This window comes from Hamadaea sp. NPDC050747 (genome assembly GCF_040654195.1).
In the GTDB taxonomy this organism is placed as follows: domain Bacteria; phylum Actinomycetota; class Actinomycetes; order Mycobacteriales; family Micromonosporaceae; genus Hamadaea.
In genome coordinates, this window is record NZ_JBFAHM010000001.1 from 662,900 (window position 1) to 687,697 (window position 24,798).

General features: G+C 71.0%; 24 protein-coding genes. 18 read left to right on the top strand and 6 right to left on the bottom strand.

From position 1 onward, the window contains the following. Nucleotides 1–13: 13 nt before the first annotated feature. Entirely contained in the window at nucleotides 14–691 is a 678-nt protein-coding gene (locus AB0H43_RS03275) for a TetR/AcrR family transcriptional regulator (protein ID WP_359995602.1), read from the bottom strand. Between the two features lie 134 nt (nucleotides 692–825). Between AB0H43_RS03275 and AB0H43_RS03280 the strand changes: the two genes are divergently transcribed. The 4 genes from AB0H43_RS03280 (at nucleotide 826) to moeZ (ending at nucleotide 6,732) form a co-directional block, all read left to right on the top strand. Continuing rightward, on the top strand, nucleotides 826–3,330 hold the full coding sequence (locus AB0H43_RS03280) for a hypothetical protein (protein ID WP_359995605.1): 2,505 nt from the start codon (nucleotides 826–828) through the stop codon (nucleotides 3,328–3,330). Beyond that, nucleotides 3,327–4,283 carry an alpha/beta hydrolase gene (locus AB0H43_RS03285; RefSeq protein ID WP_359995608.1) on the top strand — a complete coding sequence of 319 codons (957 nt, stop codon included), beginning with the start codon at nucleotides 3,327–3,329 and terminating at the stop codon, nucleotides 4,281–4,283. Before AB0H43_RS03280 ends, AB0H43_RS03285 begins: the two co-directional genes overlap by 4 nt. A 178-nt stretch (nucleotides 4,284–4,461) precedes the next feature. Further along, on the top strand, nucleotides 4,462–5,415 hold the full coding sequence (locus tag AB0H43_RS03290) for a DUF3152 domain-containing protein (protein ID WP_359995611.1): 954 nt from the start codon (nucleotides 4,462–4,464) through the stop codon (nucleotides 5,413–5,415). A gap of 114 nt (nucleotides 5,416–5,529) precedes the next feature. Further along, nucleotides 5,530–6,732, top strand: coding sequence for an adenylyltransferase/sulfurtransferase MoeZ (gene moeZ, locus AB0H43_RS03295; protein ID WP_359995795.1), 1,203 nt, complete (start codon nucleotides 5,530–5,532; stop codon nucleotides 6,730–6,732). Between the two features lie 103 nt (nucleotides 6,733–6,835). Here the strand turns inward: moeZ and AB0H43_RS03300 are convergent, their stop codons facing one another. Both AB0H43_RS03300 and AB0H43_RS03305 read right to left on the bottom strand, forming a co-directional pair. After that, nucleotides 6,836–7,648: a prenyltransferase/squalene oxidase repeat-containing protein gene (locus tag AB0H43_RS03300; RefSeq protein ID WP_359995797.1), complete on the bottom strand. Its 813-nt coding sequence runs from the start codon at nucleotides 7,646–7,648 to the stop codon at nucleotides 6,836–6,838. Nucleotides 7,649–7,689: 41 nt separating this feature from the next. After that, entirely contained in the window at nucleotides 7,690–8,013 is a 324-nt protein-coding gene (locus tag AB0H43_RS03305) for an MGMT family protein (RefSeq protein ID WP_359995614.1), read from the bottom strand. A 61-nt stretch (nucleotides 8,014–8,074) separates the two neighbouring features. Between AB0H43_RS03305 and proB the strand changes: the two genes are divergently transcribed. Beyond that, nucleotides 8,075–9,214, top strand: a complete 1,140-nt coding sequence (proB, locus tag AB0H43_RS03310; protein ID WP_359995617.1) for a glutamate 5-kinase — start codon at nucleotides 8,075–8,077, stop codon at nucleotides 9,212–9,214. An 11-nt stretch (nucleotides 9,215–9,225) separates the two neighbouring features. Next, nucleotides 9,226–10,467, top strand: a complete 1,242-nt coding sequence (locus AB0H43_RS03315) for a glutamate-5-semialdehyde dehydrogenase (protein WP_359995620.1) — start codon at nucleotides 9,226–9,228, stop codon at nucleotides 10,465–10,467. 94 nt (nucleotides 10,468–10,561) lie between these two features. Here the strand turns inward: AB0H43_RS03315 and AB0H43_RS03320 are convergent, their stop codons facing one another. Continuing rightward, a complete protein-coding gene (locus AB0H43_RS03320; RefSeq protein ID WP_359995624.1) occupies nucleotides 10,562–11,998 on the bottom strand; it encodes a gamma-glutamyltransferase in 1,437 nt (478 codons plus the stop codon). Between AB0H43_RS03320 and AB0H43_RS03325 the strand changes: the two genes are divergently transcribed. The 4 genes from AB0H43_RS03325 to AB0H43_RS03340 all read left to right on the top strand — a co-directional run bounded on the left by AB0H43_RS03325 (nucleotide 11,997) and on the right by AB0H43_RS03340 (nucleotide 15,625). Beyond that, nucleotides 11,997–13,364 (top strand): MFS transporter, encoded by a 1,368-nt coding sequence (locus tag AB0H43_RS03325; protein ID WP_359995800.1) that lies wholly within the window; start codon nucleotides 11,997–11,999, stop codon nucleotides 13,362–13,364. The two genes, AB0H43_RS03320 and AB0H43_RS03325, sit on opposite strands and share 2 nt — an antisense overlap. A gap of 25 nt (nucleotides 13,365–13,389) precedes the next feature. Then, the gene (locus tag AB0H43_RS03330) at nucleotides 13,390–13,914 is read left to right on the top strand and encodes an NADH-quinone oxidoreductase subunit B family protein (protein ID WP_359995627.1); all 525 of its coding nucleotides are present in this window, start codon (nucleotides 13,390–13,392) and stop codon (nucleotides 13,912–13,914) included. A 67-nt stretch (nucleotides 13,915–13,981) separates the two neighbouring features. Then, nucleotides 13,982–15,067, top strand: a complete 1,086-nt coding sequence (locus tag AB0H43_RS03335; RefSeq protein ID WP_359995630.1) for an ImmA/IrrE family metallo-endopeptidase — start codon at nucleotides 13,982–13,984, stop codon at nucleotides 15,065–15,067. A 9-nt stretch (nucleotides 15,068–15,076) separates the two neighbouring features. Continuing rightward, complete coding sequence (locus tag AB0H43_RS03340; protein WP_359995632.1) at nucleotides 15,077–15,625, top strand: hypothetical protein; 549 nt, start codon at nucleotides 15,077–15,079, stop codon at nucleotides 15,623–15,625. 10 nt (nucleotides 15,626–15,635) lie between these two features. On the opposite strand, the gene AB0H43_RS03345 is transcribed toward AB0H43_RS03340, so the two are convergent. Together AB0H43_RS03345 and AB0H43_RS03350 are read right to left on the bottom strand one after the other, a co-directional pair. Continuing rightward, nucleotides 15,636–16,295 carry a hypothetical protein gene (locus AB0H43_RS03345; RefSeq protein WP_359995635.1) on the bottom strand — a complete coding sequence of 220 codons (660 nt, stop codon included), beginning with the start codon at nucleotides 16,293–16,295 and terminating at the stop codon, nucleotides 15,636–15,638. Further along, nucleotides 16,282–16,782 carry a SigE family RNA polymerase sigma factor gene (locus tag AB0H43_RS03350; RefSeq protein ID WP_359995638.1) on the bottom strand — a complete coding sequence of 167 codons (501 nt, stop codon included), beginning with the start codon at nucleotides 16,780–16,782 and terminating at the stop codon, nucleotides 16,282–16,284. The genes AB0H43_RS03345 and AB0H43_RS03350 overlap by 14 nt, the downstream gene beginning before the upstream one ends. A 108-nt stretch (nucleotides 16,783–16,890) precedes the next feature. On the opposite strand from AB0H43_RS03350, the gene AB0H43_RS03355 reads away from it, so the two are divergent. The 8 genes from AB0H43_RS03355 (at nucleotide 16,891) to AB0H43_RS03390 (ending at nucleotide 24,626) form a co-directional block, all read left to right on the top strand. Then, complete coding sequence (locus tag AB0H43_RS03355; RefSeq protein WP_359995641.1) at nucleotides 16,891–17,484, top strand: NADH-quinone oxidoreductase subunit C; 594 nt, start codon at nucleotides 16,891–16,893, stop codon at nucleotides 17,482–17,484. Continuing rightward, nucleotides 17,484–18,443, top strand: a complete 960-nt coding sequence (nuoH, locus tag AB0H43_RS03360) for an NADH-quinone oxidoreductase subunit NuoH (RefSeq protein WP_359995643.1) — start codon at nucleotides 17,484–17,486, stop codon at nucleotides 18,441–18,443. Before AB0H43_RS03355 ends, nuoH begins: the two co-directional genes overlap by 1 nt. 70 nt (nucleotides 18,444–18,513) lie before the next feature. Continuing rightward, complete coding sequence (locus tag AB0H43_RS03365; RefSeq protein WP_359995646.1) at nucleotides 18,514–19,035, top strand: NADH-quinone oxidoreductase subunit I; 522 nt, start codon at nucleotides 18,514–18,516, stop codon at nucleotides 19,033–19,035. 22 nt (nucleotides 19,036–19,057) lie between these two features. Further along, nucleotides 19,058–19,552, top strand: coding sequence for an NADH-quinone oxidoreductase subunit J (locus AB0H43_RS03370; protein ID WP_359995649.1), 495 nt, complete (start codon nucleotides 19,058–19,060; stop codon nucleotides 19,550–19,552). Next, nucleotides 19,552–19,929, top strand: a complete 378-nt coding sequence (gene nuoK / locus AB0H43_RS03375) for an NADH-quinone oxidoreductase subunit NuoK (protein WP_359995652.1) — start codon at nucleotides 19,552–19,554, stop codon at nucleotides 19,927–19,929. The genes AB0H43_RS03370 and nuoK overlap by 1 nt, the downstream gene beginning before the upstream one ends. After that, nucleotides 19,919–21,724 (top strand): NADH-quinone oxidoreductase subunit L, encoded by a 1,806-nt coding sequence (locus AB0H43_RS03380; protein ID WP_359995655.1) that lies wholly within the window; start codon nucleotides 19,919–19,921, stop codon nucleotides 21,722–21,724. The genes nuoK and AB0H43_RS03380 overlap by 11 nt, the downstream gene beginning before the upstream one ends. Further along, a complete protein-coding gene (locus AB0H43_RS03385) occupies nucleotides 21,721–23,196 on the top strand; it encodes an NADH-quinone oxidoreductase subunit M (protein ID WP_359995657.1) in 1,476 nt (491 codons plus the stop codon). Before AB0H43_RS03380 ends, AB0H43_RS03385 begins: the two co-directional genes overlap by 4 nt. Beyond that, complete coding sequence (locus AB0H43_RS03390; RefSeq protein WP_359995660.1) at nucleotides 23,193–24,626, top strand: proton-conducting transporter membrane subunit; 1,434 nt, start codon at nucleotides 23,193–23,195, stop codon at nucleotides 24,624–24,626. The genes AB0H43_RS03385 and AB0H43_RS03390 overlap by 4 nt, the downstream gene beginning before the upstream one ends. Nucleotides 24,627–24,798: the final 172 nt, after the last annotated feature.

A 24,798-nucleotide genomic window follows, 5' to 3' on the forward strand; every position in this document is an offset into this window, starting at 1 on the left:
GGAGGCGGATTCCTCAGGCGGCTTCCTCGTCGCCGTGGTCGTCGGCATGGTCGCCCGCATGATCGCCGCTGAGCGGGAAGCTGGCGATGCCGCGCCAGGACAGCGCCGAGATCAACCGCTCGGCCTCCTCCTGGGCGATCTCCCGGCCGCCGGTCAGCCAGTACCGCGCGGCGACCTGCGAGATGCCGGTCAGCCCGGCCGCCAGGATCTCCGCGCGCGCCCGGTCGACCGCGGTGTCGGCCATGATCGTCGCGGTGATGGCCTCGACCGAGGCCTGTTCGACACGCTCGACACGCTCACGAACCGCCGGGTCGTTGCGCAGATCCGATTCGAAGACCAGCCGGAACGCCTCCGACTCGTGCGAGACGAAGTCGAAGTACGCGTGCGTCGCGCCGCGGACGCGTTCGGCGTTGTCCGTGGTCGCCTCCATCGCCGAGCGGATCTTGGCGATGATCGCGTCGCAATGAGTGTCCAACAAGGCCAGATAGAGTTCCAGCTTTCCCGGGAAATGCTGGTACAGCACGGGTTTCGAGACGCCGGCCCGCTCGGCGATGTCGTCCATCGCGGCCGCGTGGTAGCCCTGCGCCACGAAGACGTCCTGTGCCGCGGCCAGGAGCTGCGAACGCCGGGCGGACCTCGGCATCCGGGTCGGTCGGCCCGCGGCCCGCGTGCCACTCGTCGCCGGTGCCATAGATGCCGTCCTCTCCGTACACGCTCGCCCCGCGCGTGTCGTCAGCTTCGTCGCCGGAAATTCTCCCGCCGTTGCAACTTATCGCGCTTCCCCTAACAAGGTAGCCTCACCCATGGGCTACCGAGGAGCGCACGGTGGACGTAACAGGACAATCGGGCAGCAGCGCACCCGCCAACGGCAATGGGCACGCTCATGCGAACGGGCATGGTGAGGTTCCCACCAGCGGCTGGAGCGAAGGCTGGTCCGGCGCGGGCTCCGCGCTGGAACCGGAGGCTGATTCCGTCGTGCCCGCCTGGCGGCGGGGCATGGACGCGTTGAACCACGCCCGCGCCCAGACGCCGCCCCGCTACGCCGAACTGCTCGCCGAGGCCGGCGTACGCCCGCCGAACCCGGCCGAGCTGCCCGAGGACGAAGATCCGCTGGACGGGCCGGTGCGCTCCCGCAACGGCGAGTTCGCCGGATTCCCCGCCGACGACGGGCCCGTCCGGCCGCTGTCCAGCCCACCTCGGTACGCCGAATCCCCTTACGGGTCGCCCTACGGTCAGCCCGCCGCAGAGCAACCCCAGTACGCCGACCAACCGCAGTATGTCGAGCCGCCGCAGTACGCCGACCAACCGCAGTACGCCGAGCCGCCGCAGTATGTCGAGCCGCCGCAATACCCGGATCCGCCGCTGTTCGCGGAGCCCGCTCCGGCCGAACCTGCGCCGTCCGCGCCGCCCGGTCCCGCCCTGAACGGGTCGACCCCGTCCCCTGGCACGCCCAGTCCGTTCGCCCGCCTGCTGGAGGTCCCCTCGGTGCCGTCCGCGCCACCGGCCCCTCGTGCGTCGACGTATCCGCCCGCCGCCTCGAACCCGCTGCCGCCGCCTGCGCAGCCGTCGACGCCCTTGCAGCCGGAGCCGCTCGCTCCGCCCGCGCCGGCCCCGGATCCGATCGCGCGCCCCGCCCTGCTCAACCCGGGGCATCCCGGCGTGGAGGCGTACGCCCCGGACCGGGCGCCGATCCCGTCGGGTGAGGTCGCACAGCCATCGCCGACGGGGATACTGCTGCCCGCGTACCACCGGGCGGAGCCGATCGTGCCGGTGGACCCGGAGCCGCCCCGCGCTCATGCGGAGCGACTGGATCCGGCCGATTACCGGCCGCCGCCCGCGCCACCGGGACTCCGGGTGCCCGCTCCCGCCGCCTACGCGCCGCCGGGAGAACCGACCGACCACATCGGACCTTCGCGCGACCTGCCACCGCGAGACCTGCCATCACGGGACGTGCCACCACGAGACGTGCCATCGCGGGACGTCCCACCGCGAGACCTGCCGGCCCGAAACCTGCCACCCCGTGACGTGCCACTACGGGAGGTCCCGTCGCGAGACGTGCCAGCGCGGGACCTGCCACCGCGAGACGTGCCAGCGCGAGAGGTGCCGCCGCGCGAGCCGCAAGCGCCGGTGAACCACCCACGGCCGCAGCCGCCGCACGAGCAGCCGGACCACCGGCCGCCGGCTGACCCTTCGCCGTCGCCCATGGCGCGCGAGCGGGGCGAACCCACGCACGGCCTGCCGCAGCGGGTCCCGTCCGAGCCGGACGTGCCGCGCATCCCGGAGCCCAACACCGATCCGCCCGCGCCCGCGCCTGCTCTGTCGCGCATCGCGTCCGGGCTGCGTCGCGACGACCTGCCGCCGTCGGATCGGCCGGACGGGTTCGACGTCGCCACCGTGCTCTCCGCCGTCCGGGACGTGCCCGGAGTGCGGGACGCTCAGCTGCGGGCCACCGCGACCGGCGGCCACACGCTGCGACTCGACCTCGCCGACGGGTCCGACCCGGCCTACGTCAGCCGCGTCGTGGCACGCATGCTCAACGAGCGGATGGGCCTGCTCGCCGAGCCGCCCGCGCGCCCGGCTCCGTCGCCGGCTCCGACGGCGGCACCCACGCCGCCACCGGTTCCGGAACCCGAGCCGCCCGCTGCTGAGGAGCCGCCGCGTCGACCGGTGCCGGCGCAGCCTGCGGCGCCGACGGAGCCGCGGCCCGACCGCACTCCCATTCCGCCGGTGCAGCGCGGGGCGAGTCCGCCGCTGCCGCCGGGGCTGATCCCGGCCAGCGCCGCGCCCCGGGAGCCGCGCCGCCGGCACCCGGTCACCATGCGCGGCCGCTACCCGGACCAGATCCGCCCCGGTGGCGACCGGTTCGGCCGCCCCGACGAACAGCCGGAACCCGGTCGGCCACCGGCGCTGACACCGCCCGCCGAGGCGGCCCGCGTCGTCCTCGACCACGTGCAGGTCAGCACGTTCGGCCTGGACGCGACGGTCGAGGTACGCCTCGTCGCCGGGGAACGGGTGGCGCTCGGCGTCTCGAACGGCCCGGCGGTCGACGGCTACGTCCTGCGGCTGTGCGCGGCCGCGGCCGCGAACGCGGTCGACGAGCTGCTCAGCGAGTCGGCCGACGGGCAGACCCGGGGGCACTGCTACGTCGAGCAGGCGGCCATCCTCCCGATGGGCAGCTGCGAGGTCGCCGTCGTGGTGGTCCTGTTGGTCTGCGACGGCTGGGTCGAGCAGCTGGCCGGGTCCGCCCTGGTCTCCGGCGACCCTCGGCAGGCAGTCGTCCGCGCGACGCTGGCGGCGGTCAACCGACGGTTGAGCGCCCTGCTGCCATGAGGCGGGCTGTCCTCGCCGAGGACGACGAGCTGCCTCCGGACGGCCCGCCCGTACCGCCCTGGCCCGGTCACGCCGTCGAAATCGACGGCCGATCGGTGTTCGTCCGCGCCACGCCGTCGCCGGGCGCCGAACCCGCGCTCTACGTCCACGGGCTCGGCGGTTCGGCGCAGAACTGGACCGATCTCGCCGGACTGCTCACGCCCCGAGTCGACGGGCTGGCCATGGACCTGCCCGGCTTCGGGCACAGCGACCCGGCCCGGCGGTACTCCCAGCGCGCCTTCGCCGACTGCGTGATCAGCCTGATCGAGCAGACCGACCGGGGTCCAGTGCACCTGATCGGGAACTCCCTCGGCGGGGCGGTGAGCGTACGCGTCGCGGCGCTCCGGCCCGACCTGGTGCGTACGCTGACCTTGGTCTCCCCGGCGATGCCGTTCCTGGATCCGCGACGGTCGTTGCAAGGCCGCGTCGTCCCGTTCCTCGCCCTGCCGCGAGTGGATCGGCTGGCCGCCCGGCAGATGGCGGCCATCCCACCCGAACAGCTCGCCGCCGAAGTGCTGAAGGCCTGTTTCGCCGACCCGGACGGCATCCCGCCCCAAAGACTCGCCGAAGCCGTGGAGGAGGCGCGACGGCGGTCCGAGGTGCAGCACTTCGCGAGTGCGTACACGGGCGCCATGCGCGGTCTCGTGCTCTCGTTCCTGCGCGCGCAACTGCCCGGCTCCGGATCGCTGTGGGCGATGGCCCGCCGGGTCAGCGTACCGACGCTGGTCATCGCGGGACTGCGCGATCGACTGGTCGACGTCCGGGTCGTCTCCCGAGTCGCCCGTGCCATCCCCGACACCCGGCTGCTCCTGCTGCCCGACGTGGGGCACGTCGCGCAGATGGAGGTGCCGCGGGTGGTCGCTCGCGCGATCCTCGGACTGCTCAACTCGCCGGCCTCCCTGCTTCCCCTTTAGCCGCCGCCCCCGGTTGCTTCGCGTGATCATTGCGTCAGCCATGCTGCTTCGCGAGGCGAAATGCCCGACCCAGCAACGTGGACGGCGCGATGATCATGATCGGTGGGGGCACGAATCTTCGTGTGTCCGAGCCCGATCCGCCTGATCTCCGCGGATCTATGGCAGGCTGGAGCGCGTCATGAGCCACGATCGCCGGCATCCGCCCGCCGAGCCGGAGCACTACCCTCGCCAGGAGTCCGCCCGGTCGCGGCGGACAGACCTGCGCGAGCGGCCGGCGTACCGGTCTTCGGAGGTCGCGCCTCGCCAGCTCGGGCCCCGGGCGCAACGCCGGGCCGCCCGCCGTCGCGCGCAGATGCGCCGTCGTCGCGTGTTGGCCATCGCCGTCCTGGTGATCCTCGTCGGTTCCGTCGCCGGTCTGCTCCTGCGGAGTCCGTCGTCGCCGAGCGAGGCCGCCGCCGGTCCGTCCGCGCCGGGACCAGCGCCGTCGCCCTCGTCTTCGGTGCAGGCAGCCGCTGCGGTCGCCCCGTCCGGCTCGCCGTCCGCCGCTGTCGAGTCGACCGGCGTGCCCGAGACCGGTCCGGGCACCTTCGCGTACGCCGGAGGCACCGGCAAGGTGCTGGGCACCGCGGGAACGCTGCGCAAATATCAGATCGCCGTGGAGGACGGGAGCGGGCAGAACGCAGCCGCCTTCGCAGCCGCCGTCGAGAAGATCCTCGGTGACTCCCGGAGCTGGATCGCCGGAGGCAAGACGAAGTTCCAGCGTGTCCCCAAAGGTGCCAGCCACGAGTTCGTGATCTACCTGGCCACCCCGGCGACCTCGGAGAAGATGTGCGCCGCGGGCGGTCTGCATACCGAGCGCTACACCTCGTGCCGGATCAGCGGTCAGGTGATCATCAACCTCGCCCGCTGGCTGACCGCCGTCCCGGACTACAACGCTCCGCTCGACGTCTATCAGGCGTACGCGATCAACCACGAGGTCGGCCACCAACTGGGGCTCTACCACGAGGCCTGCCCGGGCCGGGGCCAGGTGGCGCCGGTCATGCAGCAGCAGACCTACGGACTGAAGGGCTGCGTCGCGAACTCATGGCCATACATCGACGGTAAGCGATACGTCGGCCCGCCGATCCCCTGATCGGTCCGACGGTGATCGCCCGGGGCGAATATATTCCCGCGTCCCACGTGGTAGACGTCATGGCCAGAATTCACCGGCGCGAGCAAGAATGGCCGAGTCGCCGCAACATCACGCATCGCAGGCAGGAGCTTCACCGTGTCTTTGCCGCCGCTGGTCGAGCCGGCCGAGTCGCTCTCGGTCGATGAGATCCGCCGCTATTCCCGCCACCTGATCATCCCCGACGTCGGGGTGGAGGGGCAGAAGCGGCTCAAGAACGCCCGAGTCCTCTGTGTGGGCGCGGGCGGCCTGGGCTCACCGGCCCTGATGTATCTGGCCGCGGCGGGTGTGGGCACCCTCGGCATCGTGGAGTTCGACGTCGTCGACGAGTCGAACCTCCAGCGCCAGATCATCCACGGCCAGTCCGACGTCGGCCGGTCCAAGGCCGAATCGGCCGCCGCGTCGATCCGCGAGATCAACCCTTACGTCCAGGTCGAGATTCACAACACCGCGCTGGACCGGGAGAACGTCTTCGACATCTTCGGCCAGTACGACCTGATCGTTGACGGCACGGACAACTTCGCCACCCGCTACCTGGTCAACGACGCCGCCGTCCTCGCCGGCAAGCCCTACGTCTGGGGTTCGATCTACCGCTTCGACGGTCAGGCCAGCGTCTTCTGGGCCGAGCACGGCCCCTGCTACCGCTGCCTTTACCCCGAGCCCCCGCCGCCCGGCATGGTGCCGAGCTGCGCCGAGGGCGGCGTCCTCGGCGTCCTGTGCGGCAGTATCGGCGCGATCCAGGTCACCGAGGCGATCAAGCTCCTCGCCGGAGTCGGCGAGCCGCTCGTCGGTTCGCTCATGGTCTACGACGCCTTGGAGATGAGCTACCGCAAGATCAAGGTACGCAAGGACCCGAACTGCGTCCTGTGTGGCGAGAACGCGACCCAGACCGAACTGCTCGAAGACTACGACGACTTCTGCGGCGCGGTGTCGGTCGAGGCGCAGGCCGCGACCGAGAACTCGACGATCACGGCGAGCGAGCTGAAGGACTGGCAGGACGCCGGCAAGGACATCTTCCTCGTCGACGTACGCGAACCGGCCGAATACGAGATCGTCCGGATCCCCGGGTCGACGCTCATCCCGAAGGGCGACATCCTCTCGGGGCAGGCACTCGCTGATCTGCCGCAGGACAAGCAGATCGTGCTGCACTGCAAGTCCGGGGTTCGGTCGGCGGAGGCTCTGGCTGCGCTGAAGGCGGCTGGGTTCTCGAACGCTGTGCATGTTCAGGGGGGCGTGCTGGCTTGGATCAAGCAGATTGACCCTTCCCTGCCGGTGTACTAACGCTTCTAGCCGAAAACGGGGTGACCCAATCCGCCCGGATTGGGTCACCCCGTTTTCGGCTCTGGTTGGCGCCTGGCCGTGAACGGCCCTCCTAGCGGCGTGCTCACCTACAAGCTCTGATTGCGGCGAGGGTTGTGTGCACGTCGAAGGCGTCGCCGTCGTCGCTGCTGAAACCGCCGTCGCTGCGCTGGAGTTGGCGCAGGCGGAGCATCGCGTTGATGATCAGCGGGTCGTCGTCGCGTACGCCGACTCGCCGGTTGGCGGCGGCGAGCCAGGCGGCGTCGGCCGCGCTCAATTCCGGCAGCCGTTCGATCAGGCGCTGCTGAAGGCGTACGGATTCGTAGAACATGTCGTGCCGGTAGAGGACGGCGGCGGACAGCCAGGTCGCGACCAGGAAGGTCGGCATCGTGCCGTCGGGCTGCACTTCAGTCCGCAGCGCTTCGGCCGCTTTGAGCACGACACCCGCGTATGCCCCGCCGGGCCGGTCGTCGAGGGGGCCGGCGGATCGGGCGTCCTGCCCCGCGACGGTGAGCCAGAAGGCCGCGTTGGCGGTGATGTAGAGCCGCGCCTCCGGGTCGCCGGGGACCGCCCAGGGTGGGGCGATGTCGGCCAGGCTGGGGGCCTCTTCCCAGCTGCCGTCGCCGTGCTGGCGGGTGGTCAGCCAGTCGAGGGCGCGGCGGGCGGCCGGGCGGCTCAGCGCGCCGAGGTCGTCGAGTTCGGCCAGCCGGAAGCAGGTCGCGTCGACCGAGGCGACCCCGTCGGTCCCGTATGCCGGCCAGCCGCCGTCCCGGGTCTGCCCCGCTTCCGCCTTGTCGAGGATGTCGTCCGAGGGCACCGCGCCGGTACGCAAGTACGACAAACGGGCACGGTCGACCTGGTCGCCCTTGGCCACCACGAAGCCGATGGCCGCGTCCATGTCGATCACGGAGAAAGGCTAGACGCTCACCGTGCGCAGCCTCAACGGCCGGACGTGTGATCTTCGGGGTACCAGGAGGTGGTCTGCATGATCACCCGACCGGCTTTCAGCTGCACACCTTCCGCCATGAGGAGGCGCGCCGCCCGCTGTTCGTGCCCCGGCGGGAGCCGTCCTGACGAATTCACGACACGATGCCACGGGACGCCCCCGCCGTAACGGGCCATGATCGTGCCGACCTGCCGGGCCGAGCAGCGGCCGGAGACGTCGGCGAGGTATTCGGCGATCGCGCCGTAGCTCATCACCCGGCCGGCCGGGATCCGCTCCACGAGCTGCAGCACCTGCTCGCGGTACTCCTCTGGGCTCACATCGCCCCACACTATGGGATCCATCCGACAGTTGCGGATTCACGCAGGTCAGAATGGTCCAGTGCGGCAGACAGTCACGAGTGCGCGGCGCATCGTGGTCAAGGTGGGGTCCTCCTCGCTGACCACGGCGGCCGGCGGTCTCGACGCGGCCCGGCTGGGCGCGCTGGTCGAGGCGCTCACCGCGTCGGGCAGTGCATCCATGCCCGACTCTCCAGCCGGAGCAGCGGGTAAGCAGGTCATCCTGGTCTCGTCGGGCGCGATCGCGGCCGGTCTCGCCCCGCTCGGCCTGCCGCGCCGACCGCGGGACCTGGCCACGCAACAGGCGGCGGCCAGCGTCGGCCAGGGGCTGCTCATGCACGCGTACACCGCGGCGTTCGCCGCCCATGGGCGTACGGTCGGGCAGGTTCTGCTCACCGTCGACGACGTCACGCGCCGCTCGCACTACCGCAACGCGCGGCGTACCCTCCAGCGCCTGCTCGACCTGCGGGTCGTCCCGATCGTCAACGAGAACGACACGGTGGCCACGAGCGAGATCCGGTTCGGCGACAACGACCGGCTCGCCGCCCTGGTCGCCGCGCTGGTCGAGGCCGACCTGCTGATTCTGCTCTCCGATGTGGACGGTCTGTACACTGGCGACCCCGCGCTGCCGACCTCGACCCGGATCGACCTGGTCCGCGGGGAGGAGGACCTCGACGGCGTCGCCATCGGCAGCGCTGGCAAGGCCGGTCTCGGCACCGGCGGGATGGTCACGAAGGTCCAGGCCGCGCGCATCGCCAACGGCGCCGGCATCCCGGTCGTCCTGACCTCCGCGCCCCAGGCGGCCGCGGCCCTGTGCGGCGAGGAGGTGGGCACGCTCTTCGCCGCCCAAGTGGTACGCGCATCGGCGCGCCTGTTCTGGTTGGCCCATGCCACCGAGGCGCGCGGGCGGCTCTTCCTGGATCCGGGCGCGGTCGCGGCCGTCGTGGATCGGCGAAAGTCCCTGCTCCCGGCCGGGATCACCGGGGTGGACGGTGCCTTCTCGGCGGGCGACCCGGTGGACCTCGTCGACTCCAGCGGGCATCCGGTCGCCCGGGGACTGGTCAACTACGACGCTCTGGAACTGCCCGGACTCCTCGGCCGGTCGACGGTCGAACTCGCCGCGTCACTCGGCCCGGCGTACGAGCGTGAAGTCGTGCACCGCGACGATCTGGTGCTGCTGTGAGAGGGAACGAAATGTCAGTCACCGAACTCGCCCAGCGCGCCCGCGTCGCCGCCCGCACGCTGGCCACCGCCACCCGCGCCGTCAAGGACGACGCCCTCATCGCCATGGCGGACGCGCTCGTCACGCGTACCGACGAGATCGTGAAGGCGAACGGCCTGGACGTCGCGGCGGCGCGCGAGCAGGGAACCAGCGAATCGATCATCGACCGGCTGGCCTTGACGCCCGCGCGGCTCGTGGCGATCGCCGACGGCCTGCGGCAGATGGCCGCGCTGGCCGACCCGGTCGGTGAGGTGGTGCGCGGCTCGACGCTGCCGAACGGCCTGCAGCTGCGGCAGGTACGCGTGCCGTTCGGCGTGGTCGGCATCATCTACGAGGCGCGGCCGAACGTAACCGCCGACGCGGCCGGGCTGACCCTCAAGTCGGGTAATGCCGTATTGCTGCGCGGCTCGTCGAGCGCCGCGAACTCGAACGCCGCGATCGTGGAGGTGCTCCGCGAGGCGATCGCGAAGACCGGCCTGCCCGCCGACGCGGTGCAACTCGTCGATCCGTCCTCCCGCGAGACCGTACGCGACCTGATGCGCGCTCGCGGCCTGGTCGACGTGCTGATTCCGCGCGGGGGAGCGGGTCTGATCCGCAGTGTGGTCGAAGACTCGACGGTGCCGGTGATCGAGACGGGTGTCGGCAACTGCCACATCTACGTCGACGAGACGGCCGACCTGGACATGGCGCTGTCCATCCTGCTCAACGCGAAGACGTCGCGGCCCTCGGTGTGCAACGCGGCCGAGTCGCTGCTCGTCCACTCGGCGGTGGCCGGCGAGTTCCTGCCGGTCGCGCTGGCGGCGTTCCGCAACGCCGGAGTCACCGTGCACGGGACCCCCGACGTGGCGGTGCTCGACGAGGCGGTCGTGCCGGCGACGGAGGAGGACTTCGCGACCGAGTACCTGGCGCTGGAGATCTCGGTGGCGGTGGTCGACTCCCTGGATGAGGCGATCGAGCACATCACGCGCTACGGCACCGGCCACAGCGAGGCGATCGTGACCGGATCGCTGGCGGCGGCGAACGAGTTCACCGCCCGGGTCGACGCGGCGGCGGTGCTGGTCAACGCCTCGACCCGGTTCGTCGACGGCGGAGAGTTCGGCTTCGGCGCCGAGATCGGCATCTCCACGCAGAAGCTGCACGCCCGTGGCCCGATGGGGCTGCCCGAGCTGACCTCCACGAAGTACGTCGTGATGGGGGCCGGCCACACCCGCTAGCCGCCCTCCGCGGCCCGCTTCGCGTGATCATTGCGTCAGCCATGCTGTTTCGCGCGGCGGAATGTCCGATGAAACCGCATGGCTGACGCGATGATCACAGCACGTGGGCGTGCCCACCCCGCCGAGGATCACCGGCCGCCCCGGTACGCCCGACCGCGCTGACCCCGCCGAAGTAGTGGTTGGTCTGCTCCCACTGCTGCACGACGAACCCGGCTTCGGCCAGCGCGTCGGCGTCGTCGGCGGGGTAGCCCGGTTCGAGGTGGGCGATCTGCCCGGCGACGTGCAGCCGGGGCGAGGCGACCGCGTCCGGCACCGAGCGCCCCTCGACCAGGTACGCGATCAGGGTGCTGAGCAGCGCCGACCGGATCCGGGACGCGCCCGCCGAGCCGACCGCGAGGTCGAGGTCCCCGTCGGGGGAGAGCACGACGAGTGGGCTCATCATCGAGTGCACCCGGTCGCCGGGGTGGATGTGCCCCGCCAGCAGCTCGCCCTCGCCCAGCATCGAGTTGAGGTGGATGCCCAGGCCGGGCAGCCAGACGCCGGAGCCGAGGCCGAGGGTGTGCGTGACGACGCAGGCGTTGCCGTCCCCGTCGACCACCGAGATGTTGGTCGTCTCGCCGAGCCCTTCCGGACGGTGGGCGTTCTCCTGGAGCGCGTACGCCAGCGCGACGGCCCGTTCCGGGCCGGTGAGCGGGTCCAGCTGCGGCAGAGCGGCGATCGTGGGGAGCGTGCGGTTGAGGTCCAGCCGCCCGCAGACGTGCCGGCCGGCCAGGGACGCCGACCGGACCGGCCGCGAGATCGGCTGGTACGCCTCGACGTCCTTCCGGCTCAGGCAGCCCCCACCGGCTTGGACCGCGTCGACCATGAGGGCCGCGGTGTATTCGGCGAACTCGTCGTAGCCCGAGGCGAGCAGGGCGAAGGCGTCGTCGAGCCCGGGGTGCCGCAGGTGGTCGCCGCCGTCGAGCAGGCGGCCGTTGGGGGCGTACGCCGGACCGCCCTGGTCAAGGATCATCGCCGGGGCGATCGATCGCAGCGCCTCCGCCTGCGGCGGCGGGATCGGCACCCCCGCGTGCGCGATGTCGTACGCCGGTTGCACGATCTCCAGCCAGGAGATCCGGCCGAAGCGGCGGTGCAGTTCGGCGCAGCCGGCCGGGACGCCCGGGACGGCGACGGAGGCGCCGCCGATGGAGTAGGGAATCGGGACCCCGCCGAAGTCGATCTCGATCGGTACCATCGGTCCCGGTGTCTGGCCGGAGAGTCCCGGCATGGCGCAGAAGAAGTCGATGACGGCGACGCTGCCGGACTTGGCCGAGAACACGGTGGCGAATCCGCCACCGCCCAGTCCGCACAGGATGGTCTCGGCGGCGCAGGAGGCGAAGGTCGCGGCGACGGCGGCGTCGACGGCGTTGCCGCCCTCGGCGAGGACGCGCAGCCCAGCCTCGACCGTCGCGGGATGTCCCGCGGCCACCCCAGCCGGTACGCGACTAATTCTCACTCCCGTACGCTCTGTGCCCATGGAGGCGGTGCCCATGCAGAACAGTGTGGCTGTCGCTCCCGCCGACAGCGAACCTCTGTCCCCGCGCGTCCGCATCGGGTACTCGCTCGGTTCACTCGTCACGGGAGCGTTCGGCACTGTTCCCGGGCTGCTCCTGCTGCCCTATTTGACCGATACTCTAGGCGTCTCCGCCGGTCTTGCGGGGCTTTTGGTGCTGGCTCCCAAGGCCTGGGACGTCGTCGCCAATCCGCTCGTCGGCCGGGTCTCCGATCGCACGCAGACTCGCTGGGGCGCACGGCGGCCGTACCTGCTCGGGGCCGGGCTGACCCTCGCTGTGCTCTTCGCCGCCCTCTTCGCCGCACCCTTCGGGGCGGTCGCGCCCGGTGGCAGCCCCGTCCTCGCGGTGAGCTACGTCGCGGTCGCCTTCCTGCTCACCGCGACGGCGTTCGCGTTCTTCCAAGTCCCCTACGTCTCGATGCCCGCCGAGATGACCGACAGCGCCGGCGAGCGTACGCGGATGATGACGTGGCGGGTCGGCCTGCTGGCCACGACGATCCTCGTCTCCGGCGCGGTCGCGCCGTGGATCGTGGACCACACCGGCGGCGGCATCGTCGGGCACCGGCTGATGGGCCTGTTCGTCGCGGCCCTCATGGTCATCGGCACGCTGTGCGCCTTCTACGGCACCGCGACCGCCCCGATCGGTGCTATCCAGGCCTCCGAACCGTCGCTGCGCGCGCAGCTCAAGGTGGTCGCGGCGAACCGGCCGTTCCGCGTACTGGTGGCGTGTTTCGTCGTCCAGGCCACCGGCGTCGCCTGCATGCTCGCCGGCGTCCAGTACTTCGCCGACCACGTCCTGCACGACCACGGCGCGATGCCGCTGCTCTTCCTCACCGTGGTCTCCCCGGCGCTCGTCGTGACCCCGCTGTGGCGGCGGGTCGGCGAACGGCTGGGCAAGGTCCGCGGCTACATCCTGGCCTCGGCCACCCTGACCGCGGCCACGCTCGCCCTGGTCACCGCCCCACTCGTCCCGCATTTCCTCGTGTACGCGATGATCGCCGTGATCGGCTTCGGGTACGCCGGTCAGCAGCTGTTCGGCTTGGCCCTGCTGCCCGACTGCATCGCGTACGACACGGCCCGGACCGGTAAGCGTCAGGCGGGCGTCTTCACGGGTGTGTGGACCGCCGGGGAGACGCTCGGGCTGGCCCTCGGCCCCGGCATCTTCGGGCAGGTCCTGCAGTTCTTCGGCTACGTCTCCAGCACCACCGGCATCTCCGCCGTCCAGACGTCGCACGCCGAGCTGGGCGTCCTGCTCGGCTTCACCGCAGTCCCGGCGGTCATCGTCGGGCTGGCCCTGCTCTTCCTGCGCGGATTCACCACGGAGGTCGTCCCGGAGGCCGCCTAGCCCCCGTACGCATTACGCTGAGGGTATGGCGCAACTGCCCGCGGTCCTCGGCCACCCCATCAAGTTCGTGCTGAACTGGGGTCGCCGCTATTCGCTGTGGGTCTTCAACTTCGGCCTGGCCTGCTGCGCCATCGAGTTCATCGCGTCCAGCATGGGCCGGCACGACTTCATGCGGATGGGCGTCATCCCGTTCGCGCACGGCCCTCGGCAGGCGGACCTGATGGTGGTCAGCGGGACGGTCACCGACAAGATGGCCCCGGCGATCAAGCGTCTCTACGACCAGATGCCCGAGCCGAAGTACGTGATCTCGTTCGGCGCGTGCAGCAACTGCGGCGGCCCCTACTGGGACAGCTACTCGGTCACCAAGGGCGTGGACCAGATCATCCCGGTCGACGTCTACGTCCCCGGCTGCCCGCCCCGGCCTGAGGCGCTCCTGCACGGCATCCTGCGCCTGCAGGAGAAGATCGCGGCCGAGGACCCCGGCATCGGCGGCGTGGACCGGCCCGATCCGCTCGCCCTCACCGCCCCGGTCGTCCCGCCACCCGCCTAGTAACGGTTCAGGCGCAGCGAGCTTCGATGCGTTGGGATTTTCCCAACACCAGCGTACCCTGGTGGGCATGGCGGACAGCATCGGAGAGCGCGTGCGCGAGCTACTGCCAGCCGACCAAACCCACCGGGAGATCGCCCTCCGCGTCGAGATGACGCCGGACGCCTTCTCTCGTTCCTTGAGCGGCCAGCGTGGATTCTCGGCGGTTGAACTCGCTCGCATTGCCGACCTCCTGGAAGCAGATGTCCACTTCCTCATCACCGGGGAGGCCGACCCGCTACGCCTCCGGATGGTTGCTCGGCATGACTTCGATCCGGCGACCGGCCGACGGGAGGTGGGCGGCGCTGATCGCGACCGCTCGATGCTGGACGACGTAGCGCTGGCCTATCGTCAGGCGGTTGAAGCGTCGCTCGCGGCTTCGGACATCCCCTCGTCGGTCTCGGACGCACGCGCGATCTTGGGCGAGCGGTTCGTCCGCCCCCTCATCGCACGTATCGAGGAGCGGTTCGACATCGACGTCGTCAGGCTTCCCGAGCTGTCCACGTCATACAGCTTCACGCTCGGCGGGCGGGGCGTCATCCTCGTACCCGCCAATGGCAACTGGTTCTACCAGAACTGGTGTCTGGCGCACGAGCTCGGACACCTTTCGCAGCGACATACCGATCCGGAGACCTCTGCCGACGAACGAGACCGTCATGAGGAGGCCGCCAACGCCTTCGCGGCCGAGCTGCTGTTGCCGACGAGGATGATGCAGGCACAGAACTGGTCCATGATGACCGTCGGGCAGCTCGCGGGCTTGATCTGGGATTGGGGGGTTTCGATCGAAGCCGTGGTGAGCCGGCTTCGCAGTCTGAGAATCCCGCTCTCCAATGTCTTGCAGGAATGGCGTTCTCAGCCGACCCAACGTCTGCTCCGGCGGCATTGGTCGCACCAGGAGGTCGGCGAGCCGATCACTCGACGAATGGAGGAGGCAGCCGTTCGGCGGTTCCCACTGGCGCTGCAAGAAGCGCACGTGACGCTGATCGCCAAGGGCGTTTTGACGAAAGCGACACTGGCCTGGATGCTGGGAGTGCCGGAGAGCACACTCGAGGTCGACGAGCCGACGCCGGCGGAAACCATGTCCGTCGACTCGCTAGCTGACGCGTTCGGCCTCTAGGACGCCCAGGTGCCGACGCTGCTGGTGCTCCCGGACAATACGGTCCTGGTCAACTTCGCGCTGCTGAACCGGATGGACCTCCTCGCGAAGCTCATCAAGGGAAACGGCACCTGGTGTGCCTCGGTGGCGGCCGAATGCGATCAATCGGCACGGCATCCAGGTCTGGAGTCGATGGCGGACGCGCACGAGGTCTTCGGCGAGCCCTTGCGGCCGGAGACTCCCAGCGAGCTGACCATGACCCAGACGCTTCGTACGCGCCTCGCGCGGCCGGGCGAAGGACACCTACGCCACCTCGGCGAAGCGGAGACATTGGCGATCATGGCGAGCCGGTCGCTTCGCGGCATGTTCGTCACCGACGACAAAGCGGTGCCGGTAGTCGCCCGCGAGCAGGGGATCCAGGTCGTCACTACCTTCGACCTGCTTCGGCTTGCGTGCCGGACCGGCATGGCGGACGCAGACACCGTCTGGTCCTACCTGCAACGGCTTCGGCAGCAACGGCGCGGTACACCGCCCGCCGTCTTCGACCGGTCCTCCTTCGACAAATGGTTGTCGGCTTGAGCCGACGGCGCTATGGGCACTGGATGACGGCGTAGCCGGCGAGGTCGTCTTCCGGTCGTCCGACCGTCTCGTAACGCGCGGTCACGCTCACGAAGTCTCCGGTCGGCGTGGCTGCGGTGGCACACGCCTGGTCGAGGCTCAGCCCGACGACTTCGATGAACTCGTTCCGGCCGGTGCCCGTGACGGTGAAGGTCTCCTCCTCGGTCGCGTACGCGAACCGCCCGGTCGGATAGGCGAACTGGACGGTCACCCGCACCGACCCGAATCCGCTCGTACGCACGACGACGTGTGCGGCGACTTCGGCTTCGGTGAGTTTGGCCGTCACCGCCAGGGGCTGGACCTGCAGCCGTGGCAACGCCTGCACGGGCGAGCTGATCGGCCGGCGATCTTCGCCCCGGATGCCGGAGACGTTCGGCGGCTCGGCCGGCTCCGCCGACGGGGTGGGTGGTGGTGACACCGCCAGCGGTACGCGCTCCGGCCCGCGTACGTGGGGTGCGAGGAGCAGGCCCGTGACGGACAGGGCGACGGCTGCTCCGGCCGCCGCGGAGCGGGCGAGCCTTCGTCGGCGTACCCGATGACGCAGGTGAACGAGCGGCGGGGCCGTGACGTGCGCGCGGAGCTCGGCTTCCGCGTGCTTCAGCAGTGCGCGGAGCCGCTCATCGGACTGCACGCTCCACCTCGCGTTCCGGGAGGAGATGCTCGGCCAGGGTCGTTCGCGCGCGGTGCAGCCAGGACTTGACCGTGCCCTCGGCCGCGCCGGTCAGCGAGGCGATCTCCGCGATCGTCAGATCTTCCAGGTAGAACAGGATCACCGCCTGGCGGTGGCGTTCCGGCAGCAGCCTTAGGGCGCGGTGCAGCGCCACGCGGTCGGGGGTGGGACCGGGCGTCTCCACCTCGATCCGGTGCAGATGCAGCAACTCCATCCCCCGCCGCATCCGCCGCCAGCGGCTGGTCGCGAGGTTCCAGGCGACCCGGCGCACCCAGGCCGTCGGATCGTCGTATTCGCCGACCTCCCGCCAGCGGATCAGCGCCCGGCAGAACGCCTCCTGCGCGACGTCCTGCGCCTCGGCCAGATCTCCCGTGTGCAGGTAGACCTGCGTGGTGAGCGAGTGGAACGTGCTCGCGTAGAACTCCGCGAAGTCGCGGGGCTCCGGCACGTCGCCTCCCGAGGGGAAACCGGCGGCTCCGCCGCCAGGGGGACCCAGTGTACAAACGGGCCGCATCCGCGTAGTTCTCAATCCCCAGCAGCGGTTTAGGATCGGCGCATGACTCCCGAAGAGGTCGGCTCCCGGCTGACCGGCCTGCTCACCTCGGCCGGGCTGGAAGCCGCCGAGCCCGGCGTCTCCGGCGGCGGAGCGCACGCCCGCGCCGTGGCCGACGTGCCGCCCGCCCAGTGGGTCGCGGCCGCGCGTACCGCCCGGGACGGGCTCGGCCTGGACTTCTTCGACTGGCTGTCCGCCGTGGACGAGCTGGACGAGGGCTTCACCGTCGTGGCGCACCTCTGGTCCACTCGCGAACGCTTCGGACTCCTGTTGCGTACGCGGCTGCCCCGCGAGGAACCCAGCCTCGCCTCGATCGTCGAGGTCTATCCGGGCGCGTCGTGGCACGAGCGGGAAACCTGCGAGATGTTCGGCATCGGATTCCCCGGCGACCTCCCGCGTCTGCTGCTCACCCCGGAGTTCGAGGGGCACCCGCTGCGCAAGGACTTCGTCCTGGCCAGCCGGGTCGCCAAGCCCTGGCCGGGCGCGAAGGAGCCGGGCGAGGGCCATGGCGACGCGCCGCGTCGGCAGGCGGTCCGGCCACCGGGCGTACCCGCGCCGGGTGAATGGGGTCCCGCCGCCGGGGGAGGGGACGCCTGATGCCGGTCTGGCTGGAGCTGGCGATCCGCGTCGCCGGAGTCATGATCGCCTTCCTCACCCTGCCCCTGATCGTCGGGCAGACCGAGCACAAGGTGATGGCGCACATGCAGGGCCGGCTCGGCCCGATGTACGCCGGCGCCTTCCACGGGTGGGCGCAGCTCGTCGCCGACGGCGTGAAGTTCGCGCAGAAGGAAGACGTCACGCCGCGCGCCGCCGACCGGCCGGTGTTCAAGTTCGCGCCGATCATCGCGCTCCTGCCCTACCTGCTGGCCCTGCTGGTCATCCCGCTCGGCCCTGGCGACCTGGTCGGGCAGACGCTGGACATCGGCCTGTTCTTCGTCCTCGCCGTCCTCGGCGTCGGCGTCGTCGCCGTGCTCATGTCCGGCTGGGCCTCGGCGAACAAGTACTCGCTGCTGGGCGCGTTGCGCGCGGCGGCACAGCTGATGGCGTACGAGTTGCCGTTGGTGCTGTCGGCCGCCAGCGTCGCCATGGCCGCCGGGACGCTGTCGCTGAGCGGCATCGTGGAAGCCTGGCGCCCCTGGTGGCTGGCCTGGCAGCTGCCCGCCCTCGTGATCTTCTTCATCGCCGGCCTGGCCGAGATCCGGCGACCGCCGTTCGACATGCCGGTCGCCGACTCCGAACTCGTCTTCGGCTACTTGACCGAATACACCGGACTCCGGTTCGCGTTCTTCCTGCTGGCGGAGTACGTCGGCATCGTCGTCATCTCGGCGCTGACCTCGGTGCTGTTCCTCGGCGGCTGGCACGGTCCCGGGCCGGACGGCCTCGGCTGGCTCTGGATGCTGATCAAGACCTTCGCCGTGGCGTTCGTCGTGATCTGGATCCGGGTCTCCTACCCCCGGCTCCGCGAGGACCAGCTGCAGCGGTTGTGCTGGCTGATCCTGGTGCCGGTGGCGTTGGGGCAGCTCGTGCTGACCGCGGTGGTACGCGTACTGCTCTGATCGGCTCGGATCCGGGCCTGGTCATGACCCGGTGCTCGCGCGCGTCGGCCACACAGGGAATGATGTGCGCATGAGTGAGGGCGGATTCCCGGGAGCGGGCCTGGCGAAGGGGCTGGCGGTCACGCTCAAGACGATGACCCGCCGGTCGCACACCCAGCAGTATCCGGATGTCGCGCCGGATCTGCCGCCGCGGTCCCGGGGGGTGATCGCGCTGCTGGAGGAGAACTGCACGGTGTGCATGCTCTGCTCCCGCGAGTGCCCCGACTGGTGCATCTACATCGACTCGCACAAGGAAGAAGTCCTCGTGCCGGGCGCGGCGCGGCCGCGCCAGCGCAACATGCTGGACCGGTTCGCGATCGACTTCTCCCTCTGCATGTACTGCGGCATCTGCATCGAGGCGTGCCCGTTCGACGCGCTCTACTGGACGCCCGAGTTCGAGTACGCCGAGTACGACATCCGCGATCTGCTGCACGAGAAAGACCACCTGGGCGCGTGGATGCCCACGGTTCCGCCGCCGCCGGCCCACGACCCGATGGGGGAGCCGGCCAAGGAGGAGCAAGCCGCCGCGAAGAAGCAACAGGCCGCGTCATGACCGGCTCTCGGACGGTGGTCGCATGACCGGGCTGGATCTGCTGCTCGCGGGGGTCGGCCTGCTCGCGGTCGGCGCCGGCTGGGCGGTCGTCGCCACCAACCAAGTGGTACGCGCGGGGCTGTGGCTGGTGGTCTGCCTGGCCGCGCTGGCGGTGGAGTTCCTCCTGCTCGGGGCGGAGTTGGTGGCCTGGACCCAGGTGCTCATCTACCTCGGCGCAGTCGTGGTGCTGCTGCTGTTCGCCGTCATGCTGACGCGGGCGCCGATCGGGCCGAGTCAGGACCTGGACCGCCGGGTCGGTCCGGCGAGCGTCGTCGGGGTCGGCGTCGGCCTGAGCCTCGGCACGTTGTTCGCCGTGGCGTACGGGTGGACGCGGTATGACCTGCCCGCTCAGCACGGCAACGCCGAGACGGTCGGCGGGCCGATCTTCACGACGTGGACGCTGCCGTTCGAGGTGGTCTCCGTGCTGCTGCTGGGCGCCCTGATCGGGGCCGTCGTCGTGAGCCGGGGGGCCAAGTAATGCACCCCTTCATCCCCTACGCCGTCGCCAGCGCTCTGTTCGGCCTCGGCGTTCTCGGCGTACTGCGGCGACGCAACGCGATCCTGCTGCTGATGTCGGTCGAGCTGATGTTGAACGCGGTGAACCTGATCTTCGTCACCGCCGACGCCACCCTCCCGAAGGCCGCTCCGACCGGCCAGATCTTCACCTTGTTCGTGATCGTCATCGCCGCCGCCGAGATCGGCGTGGGCCTGGCCGTCGTGCTGCAGCTGTTCCGGCTGAAGGCGGCGATCAACGTCGACGAGGTCCCGCTGGCCGAGCCGGCCGACGACGACACCGGTGACACCGGCGAGACCACTGCGACTGCTGACCGGACGGGGGTGCCGGATGTCGCCTGACACCCTCGGCCCGCTGCTGCCCGCCGTTCCCGCCGTGCTCGGCCTGGCCGGGCTGCTGACTCCCCGCGCCAACCGGATGGTCGGGGCGGCGCTGGGTGTGACCGGTGCGGCGGTGTCGCTGCTGATCGTGATCGCGCTGCTGGCGAACGACGCCGCCCGGGCCGGGTTCGAGACGACCCGGGACTGGGTGACCATCGGAAGCTTCCGGGTCACCCTCGGGGTGGCGATCGACCAGCGAGCACTGTTCGTGGCGCTCGCCGTGGCGATCGTGGCCCTGGCGGTGCAGATCTACTCGATCGGTTATCTCGCCGGTGACGACCGCTACGGCCCGTACGCCGCGCAGATCAGCATCTTCACGGCGGCCATGCTGGCGGTGGTCGTCGGCGGCGACCTGATCCTGGTGCTCGTCGGCTGGGAGGTCATGGGCGCCTGCTCGTACCTGCTGATCGCGCACGATCGGAGCCTTCCCGAGGCGCCCGCCGCCGCCGTGAAGGCGTTCCTCGTGACCCGCGTCGGCGACGTCGGCTTCCTGCTCGGCATCGCCCTGCTGGGCGTCAACGCGCACAGCTTCCGGATCGCCGAGGTGATCCCGTCGCTGCCCCAGATGAGCCCCGGTACGCTCACCGCCGCCGCGATCCTGTTGCTCGCCGGGGTGGCGGGCAAGAGCGCGCAGTTCCCCCTGCACACCTGGCTGCCCGACGCGATGGCCGGTCCGACGCCGATCTCGGCGTTGATCCACGCTGCGACGATGGTCGCCGCCGGGGTCTACGTCGTCGCCCGGCTCTACCCGGTCTTCGAGCAGGCACCGGGCGCGTTGACGGTCCTCGGGGTGATGGCCGCGATCACGCTGTTGCTGGGCGCCTTCGCCGCGACCGCGCAGGACGACATCAAACGCGTACTGGCCTGGTCGACGGTGAGCCAGCTCGGTTACATGACGGGTGCGCTCGCGGTCGGAGCGCCGACTGCGGCGATCTTCCACCTGCTCACCCACGCCGCGTTCAAGGCGCTGCTGTTCCTCGCCGCGGGCTGCGTCATCCACGCGGTCGGCACGAACCTGATGTCCCGGATGGGCGGGCTGCGTAAGGCGCTGCCCGTGACCTTCTGGTCGATGACGATCGGGCTGGCCGCGCTCGCCGGGATCCCGCCGATGGCCGGGTTCTGGAGCAAGGAGGCCATCCTCGCCGCCGCCGAACACGGCTCCGGCGGCACGGCGCTGGCCGTCTACCTCGCCGGTCTGCTCGGCACCTTCGTGACCGCCTGGTACGCCACGCGCCTGTGGCTGCGCGTGTTCTTCGGACCGGGCTACAACGATCACGTGCACGTCCCGAGCTGGGTCATGCAGGCGCCGGTCGCGGTGCTGGCGGTCCCGGCGGCCGGGCTCGGGCTGGGGGCGTACCTGACCGACCGGGAGCTGACCGAGCTGGACGCGCTGGCGCTGCTGCCGATCGTGCTGGTCGTGGCTGGAATCGCCGCGGCCTGGTGGGGCTGGCGGCGTACCGGGGATCCGGTGACCGTGCTCGGCCGGACGCGCGGCTTCGTGGCCTCGGCCTTCGGGCTCGACGCGGTGCAGAACGCCCTCGTCGTCGCCCCGGTACGGGGACTGGCCCGGGTCACCCGATCGGCCGACGAGTCCGGAGTGGACGGCGTGGTGACCGGGGTGGGGGCGGGAACGCTCGCCCTCGGCGGCTCGCTCAGCCGCTGGCACCGGTCCGGCATCCCCCGGGCGCTGGCCGGTGTGCTGATGATCGCCGCCGCCTCCGTCGTGGTCTTCGCCCTGAATGGACTGCTGAGATGAGCGCGCTGCTGATTCTGCTGCTCGCCGTGCCGCTGGCCGGTGCGATCGCCGCCGGACTGCTGCCGGACCGGATCGGCCGGATCGTGGCGACCATCGCCGCAGCGCTCACGTTCCTCGCCTCGCTGGCGTTGGCCGCCTATCGGCACGAGGGTCTCTGGCACCAGGTCGGCTACGACTGGGTGCCGTCGCTCGGGCTGCGGTTCGCGCTCGGCGTCGACGGGATCTCCTATCCGCTGATCGTGCTCACGACGCTGTTGACGCTGCTCTGCTGCGCGTACACGGTGTGGCGGGCGCCCGAGGACCGGCCGTCCGGCGGGAAGCTGGCGGCGTTGCTGCTCGCCATCGAGGTCGGGCTGATCGGCGTGTTCACCTCGCTCGACCTGGTGCTGTTCTTCATCTCGTTCGAGGTCGTCCTCCTGCCCATGTACGCCGTGATCGCGGGCTGGGGCGGGCCGGACCGCCGCCGCGCCGCCCGGAAGTTCGCGCTGTACACGCTGTTCGGCTCGGTGCTGTTGCTGGTGGGCGTACTGGGCATCGGAACCTCGGCGGGCAGCTTCGACATCGCCGCCCTGACTGCCGGCCCCACCCTTTCCCGCGGTACGCAGATCGGCCTGTTCGTGGTGCTCGCCATCGCGTTCGCGGTCAAAGCGCCGTTGTGGCCGCTGCACACCTGGCTGCCCGACGCGCATACCGAGGCGCCGACGGTTGGCAGCGTCATCCTCGCCGGTGTGCTGCTGAAGATGGGCACCTACGGGATGATCCGGGTCGGGCTGGGCGTCCTGCCCGAGGGCGCGAAGGCGGTCGCCCGGGTGCTCGGCGTCCTCGCCGTCGCGGCCATCATCATCGGATCGCTGGTGTGTCTCGCCCAGCGGGAACTCAAGCGGCTCATCGCGTACTCGAGCGTCGGGCACATGGGCTTCGTCCTGCTCGGCATCGCGGCCGGAGCGGCGAGCGGCGGGCTGGCCCAGTCCACCGGCGTCCAGGCGGCGTTGCTCGGCAACATCGCCCACGGCGTCATCACCGGCCTGCTGTTCTTCCTCGCGGGGGCGATCAAGGACCGCACCCACACCGGTGACCTGCACGACCTCGGCGGGTTGCGCGAGACCTCGCCCGCTCTCGCCGGGATCCTCGGCTTCGCCGCCCTCGCCAGCCTCGGACTGCCCGGCCTGGCCGGCTTCTGGGGCGAGGCGTTCGCCGTCGTCGCCGCCGTCGACCAGGGTGGCGGCTGGCGCTGGCTGGCCGCGATCGCCGCCGTCGGCGGTGCGCTGACCGCGGCGTACCTCTTGAGATTGCTGAGGCGGGTGACCCACGGCCCGGCGGCGCGCGCGGTGACCGGGATTCCCGCGGTCACCGTGGCGGAGGGTCTGGCCTGGGCGCCGCTCGTGGTGCTCGCGCTGGCCATCGGCCTGGTGCCGGCGCTGGTCGTCGGATATGTGGAGGCACCGGTCCTCATGGAGTTGGTGGCGCGATGATCGACCACATCGGACTGTTGCCGCTCTACCTCGCGGCCGGGACCGCGGTCCTCGTGCTCGTCGCGGACCTGCTGCTCGGCCGGGTCGCGGTCACCCTCGGCGCTGGTGTGCTCGGCGCGCTCGCCACCGCGGCCGGCTCGGCGATCGTCGGCGCGGGCGGTGCGCGCCGCTCGTTCTGCGTGGAGACCGGCTGCTCGTGGACCTTCGACGGGCCGGCCACCCTGCTCGCCGTCGCGGTGGCGACGATCGCGGCGCTGGTCCTGCTGCTCTCCGCGCCCACGCTCATGCGCGGTGACCTGCCCACCGGCGAGTACGCCTTCCTCCTGGCCGCCTCCATGACAGGGGGCGTGGCGCTGGGCGGGGCCCGGGATCTGATCACGCTCATCGTGGCCCTCGAAACGCTGACGCTGCCGCTCTACGTGCTGGTCGGGATGCGCCGCAAGTCCCCCGAATCGGCTCAGGCGGCGGTGACGTTCCTGCTGACCAGCGTGGCGGCGACCGCGGTGACCCTGCTCGGCGCGGCCCTCATGTATGCCGCCACCGGCCAGGTGCACTTCCGGGCGCTGTCGACCGCGCTCGACGTCGACGGACCCGGTCGGCCGCTGGCCGGGGCCGGCCTGATCCTGCTGCTCGTCGGCGTGGCCTTCAAGGTCGCCGCCGTCCCCGCCCACGCCTGGGCGCCGACCACATACGACGGTGGGCCGGTGCCGATCGCGGCGTACCTGTCGACCGCCTCGAAGCTGGGTGGCCTCGTCGCCATCGTCTACGCCGTCGTCCTCATCGGACCTGCCTGGACCCAGGTCACCGGTCCGGTGCTGGGCGTCGTCGCCGCCGCGACGCTGCTCGTCGGTACGCTCGTCGCCCTCCGCCAGCAGCGGATGGTGCGCCTGCTCGCGTGGTCGTCGGTCGCGCAGGCCGGTTTCATGCTCGCCCCGTTGGCCGCCGTGCACGTCGTCGACGCCGGTCCACTAGTGACGGCGACCCTGGCGTACGCCCTGATCTATGTGACCGTCGAACTGGGCGCCTTCGCAGGAGTGATCTCGTTGCGCCCGGCCGGAGCCGACGGCGGCACCCTCGGCGAGTACGCCGGACTGGGCCGGACCGCGCCCGTGCGGTCGGCGGCATACGCCTTCGCGGTGGTGGGGCTCGCCGGGCTGCCGCCCGCCCTCGCCGGCCTGTTCGCCAAGGTCTTCGTGATCCGGGCGCTGGTCGACGCCAAGGCCTGGTTCGTGGTCGCCGCCGCTGCGATCGCGGCCGTCGTCGGCCTGGCCGTCTACCTCCGCGCGGTTCTGCCGCTTTATCGCGACGGGGAGGGTACGCCCGCGCCGCGCGCCTCGATCGCTGTCGCGATCGTGCTCGGCGTCGTGACGCTGGCCGCTGTCGCGGCCGGCTTCGTACCGCAGCTCGTCCTCGACCTCACCACCTTCTGACCCCGCTTCTTTTGGGCGCTGGATCAGGGTTCTCGGTCGAATCATGGACCATGATTCGACCGGCAGCGGGCGAAATTGGCTTCTGCTTCATCAGGTCCTGGCAGGTGGAGCAGGTCAGCAACCTGTCCACCGGGTACTGCCCCACCTCGACTCCTAGACTGCCGTGGAGTCG

What these genes read in the sequence shown, in the direction of transcription:
- AB0H43_RS03275 (WP_359995602.1), bottom strand. Translation starts at nt 691, where the DNA reads ATGGCACCGGCGACGAGTGGCACGCGGGCCGCGGGCCGACCGACCCGG.
- AB0H43_RS03285 (WP_359995608.1), top strand. Translation starts at nt 3,327, where the DNA reads ATGAGGCGGGCTGTCCTCGCCGAGGACGACGAGCTGCCTCCGGACGGC.
- AB0H43_RS03290 (WP_359995611.1), top strand. Translation starts at nt 4,462, where the DNA reads ATGAGCCACGATCGCCGGCATCCGCCCGCCGAGCCGGAGCACTACCCT.
- AB0H43_RS03300 (WP_359995797.1), bottom strand. Translation starts at nt 7,648, where the DNA reads ATGGACGCGGCCATCGGCTTCGTGGTGGCCAAGGGCGACCAGGTCGAC.
- AB0H43_RS03315 (WP_359995620.1), top strand. Translation starts at nt 9,226, where the DNA reads ATGTCAGTCACCGAACTCGCCCAGCGCGCCCGCGTCGCCGCCCGCACG.
- AB0H43_RS03325 (WP_359995800.1), top strand. Translation starts at nt 11,997, where the DNA reads ATGCAGAACAGTGTGGCTGTCGCTCCCGCCGACAGCGAACCTCTGTCC.
- AB0H43_RS03320 (WP_359995624.1), bottom strand. Translation starts at nt 11,998, where the DNA reads ATGGGCACCGCCTCCATGGGCACAGAGCGTACGGGAGTGAGAATTAGT.
- AB0H43_RS03330 (WP_359995627.1), top strand. Translation starts at nt 13,390, where the DNA reads ATGGCGCAACTGCCCGCGGTCCTCGGCCACCCCATCAAGTTCGTGCTG.
- AB0H43_RS03335 (WP_359995630.1), top strand. Translation starts at nt 13,982, where the DNA reads ATGGCGGACAGCATCGGAGAGCGCGTGCGCGAGCTACTGCCAGCCGAC.
- AB0H43_RS03355 (WP_359995641.1), top strand. Translation starts at nt 16,891, where the DNA reads ATGACTCCCGAAGAGGTCGGCTCCCGGCTGACCGGCCTGCTCACCTCG.
- nuoH (WP_359995643.1), top strand. Translation starts at nt 17,484, where the DNA reads ATGCCGGTCTGGCTGGAGCTGGCGATCCGCGTCGCCGGAGTCATGATC.
- AB0H43_RS03365 (WP_359995646.1), top strand. Translation starts at nt 18,514, where the DNA reads ATGAGTGAGGGCGGATTCCCGGGAGCGGGCCTGGCGAAGGGGCTGGCG.
- AB0H43_RS03370 (WP_359995649.1), top strand. Translation starts at nt 19,058, where the DNA reads ATGACCGGGCTGGATCTGCTGCTCGCGGGGGTCGGCCTGCTCGCGGTC.
- nuoK (WP_359995652.1), top strand. Translation starts at nt 19,552, where the DNA reads ATGCACCCCTTCATCCCCTACGCCGTCGCCAGCGCTCTGTTCGGCCTC.
- AB0H43_RS03380 (WP_359995655.1), top strand. Translation starts at nt 19,919, where the DNA reads ATGTCGCCTGACACCCTCGGCCCGCTGCTGCCCGCCGTTCCCGCCGTG.
- AB0H43_RS03385 (WP_359995657.1), top strand. Translation starts at nt 21,721, where the DNA reads ATGAGCGCGCTGCTGATTCTGCTGCTCGCCGTGCCGCTGGCCGGTGCG.
- AB0H43_RS03390 (WP_359995660.1), top strand. Translation starts at nt 23,193, where the DNA reads ATGATCGACCACATCGGACTGTTGCCGCTCTACCTCGCGGCCGGGACC.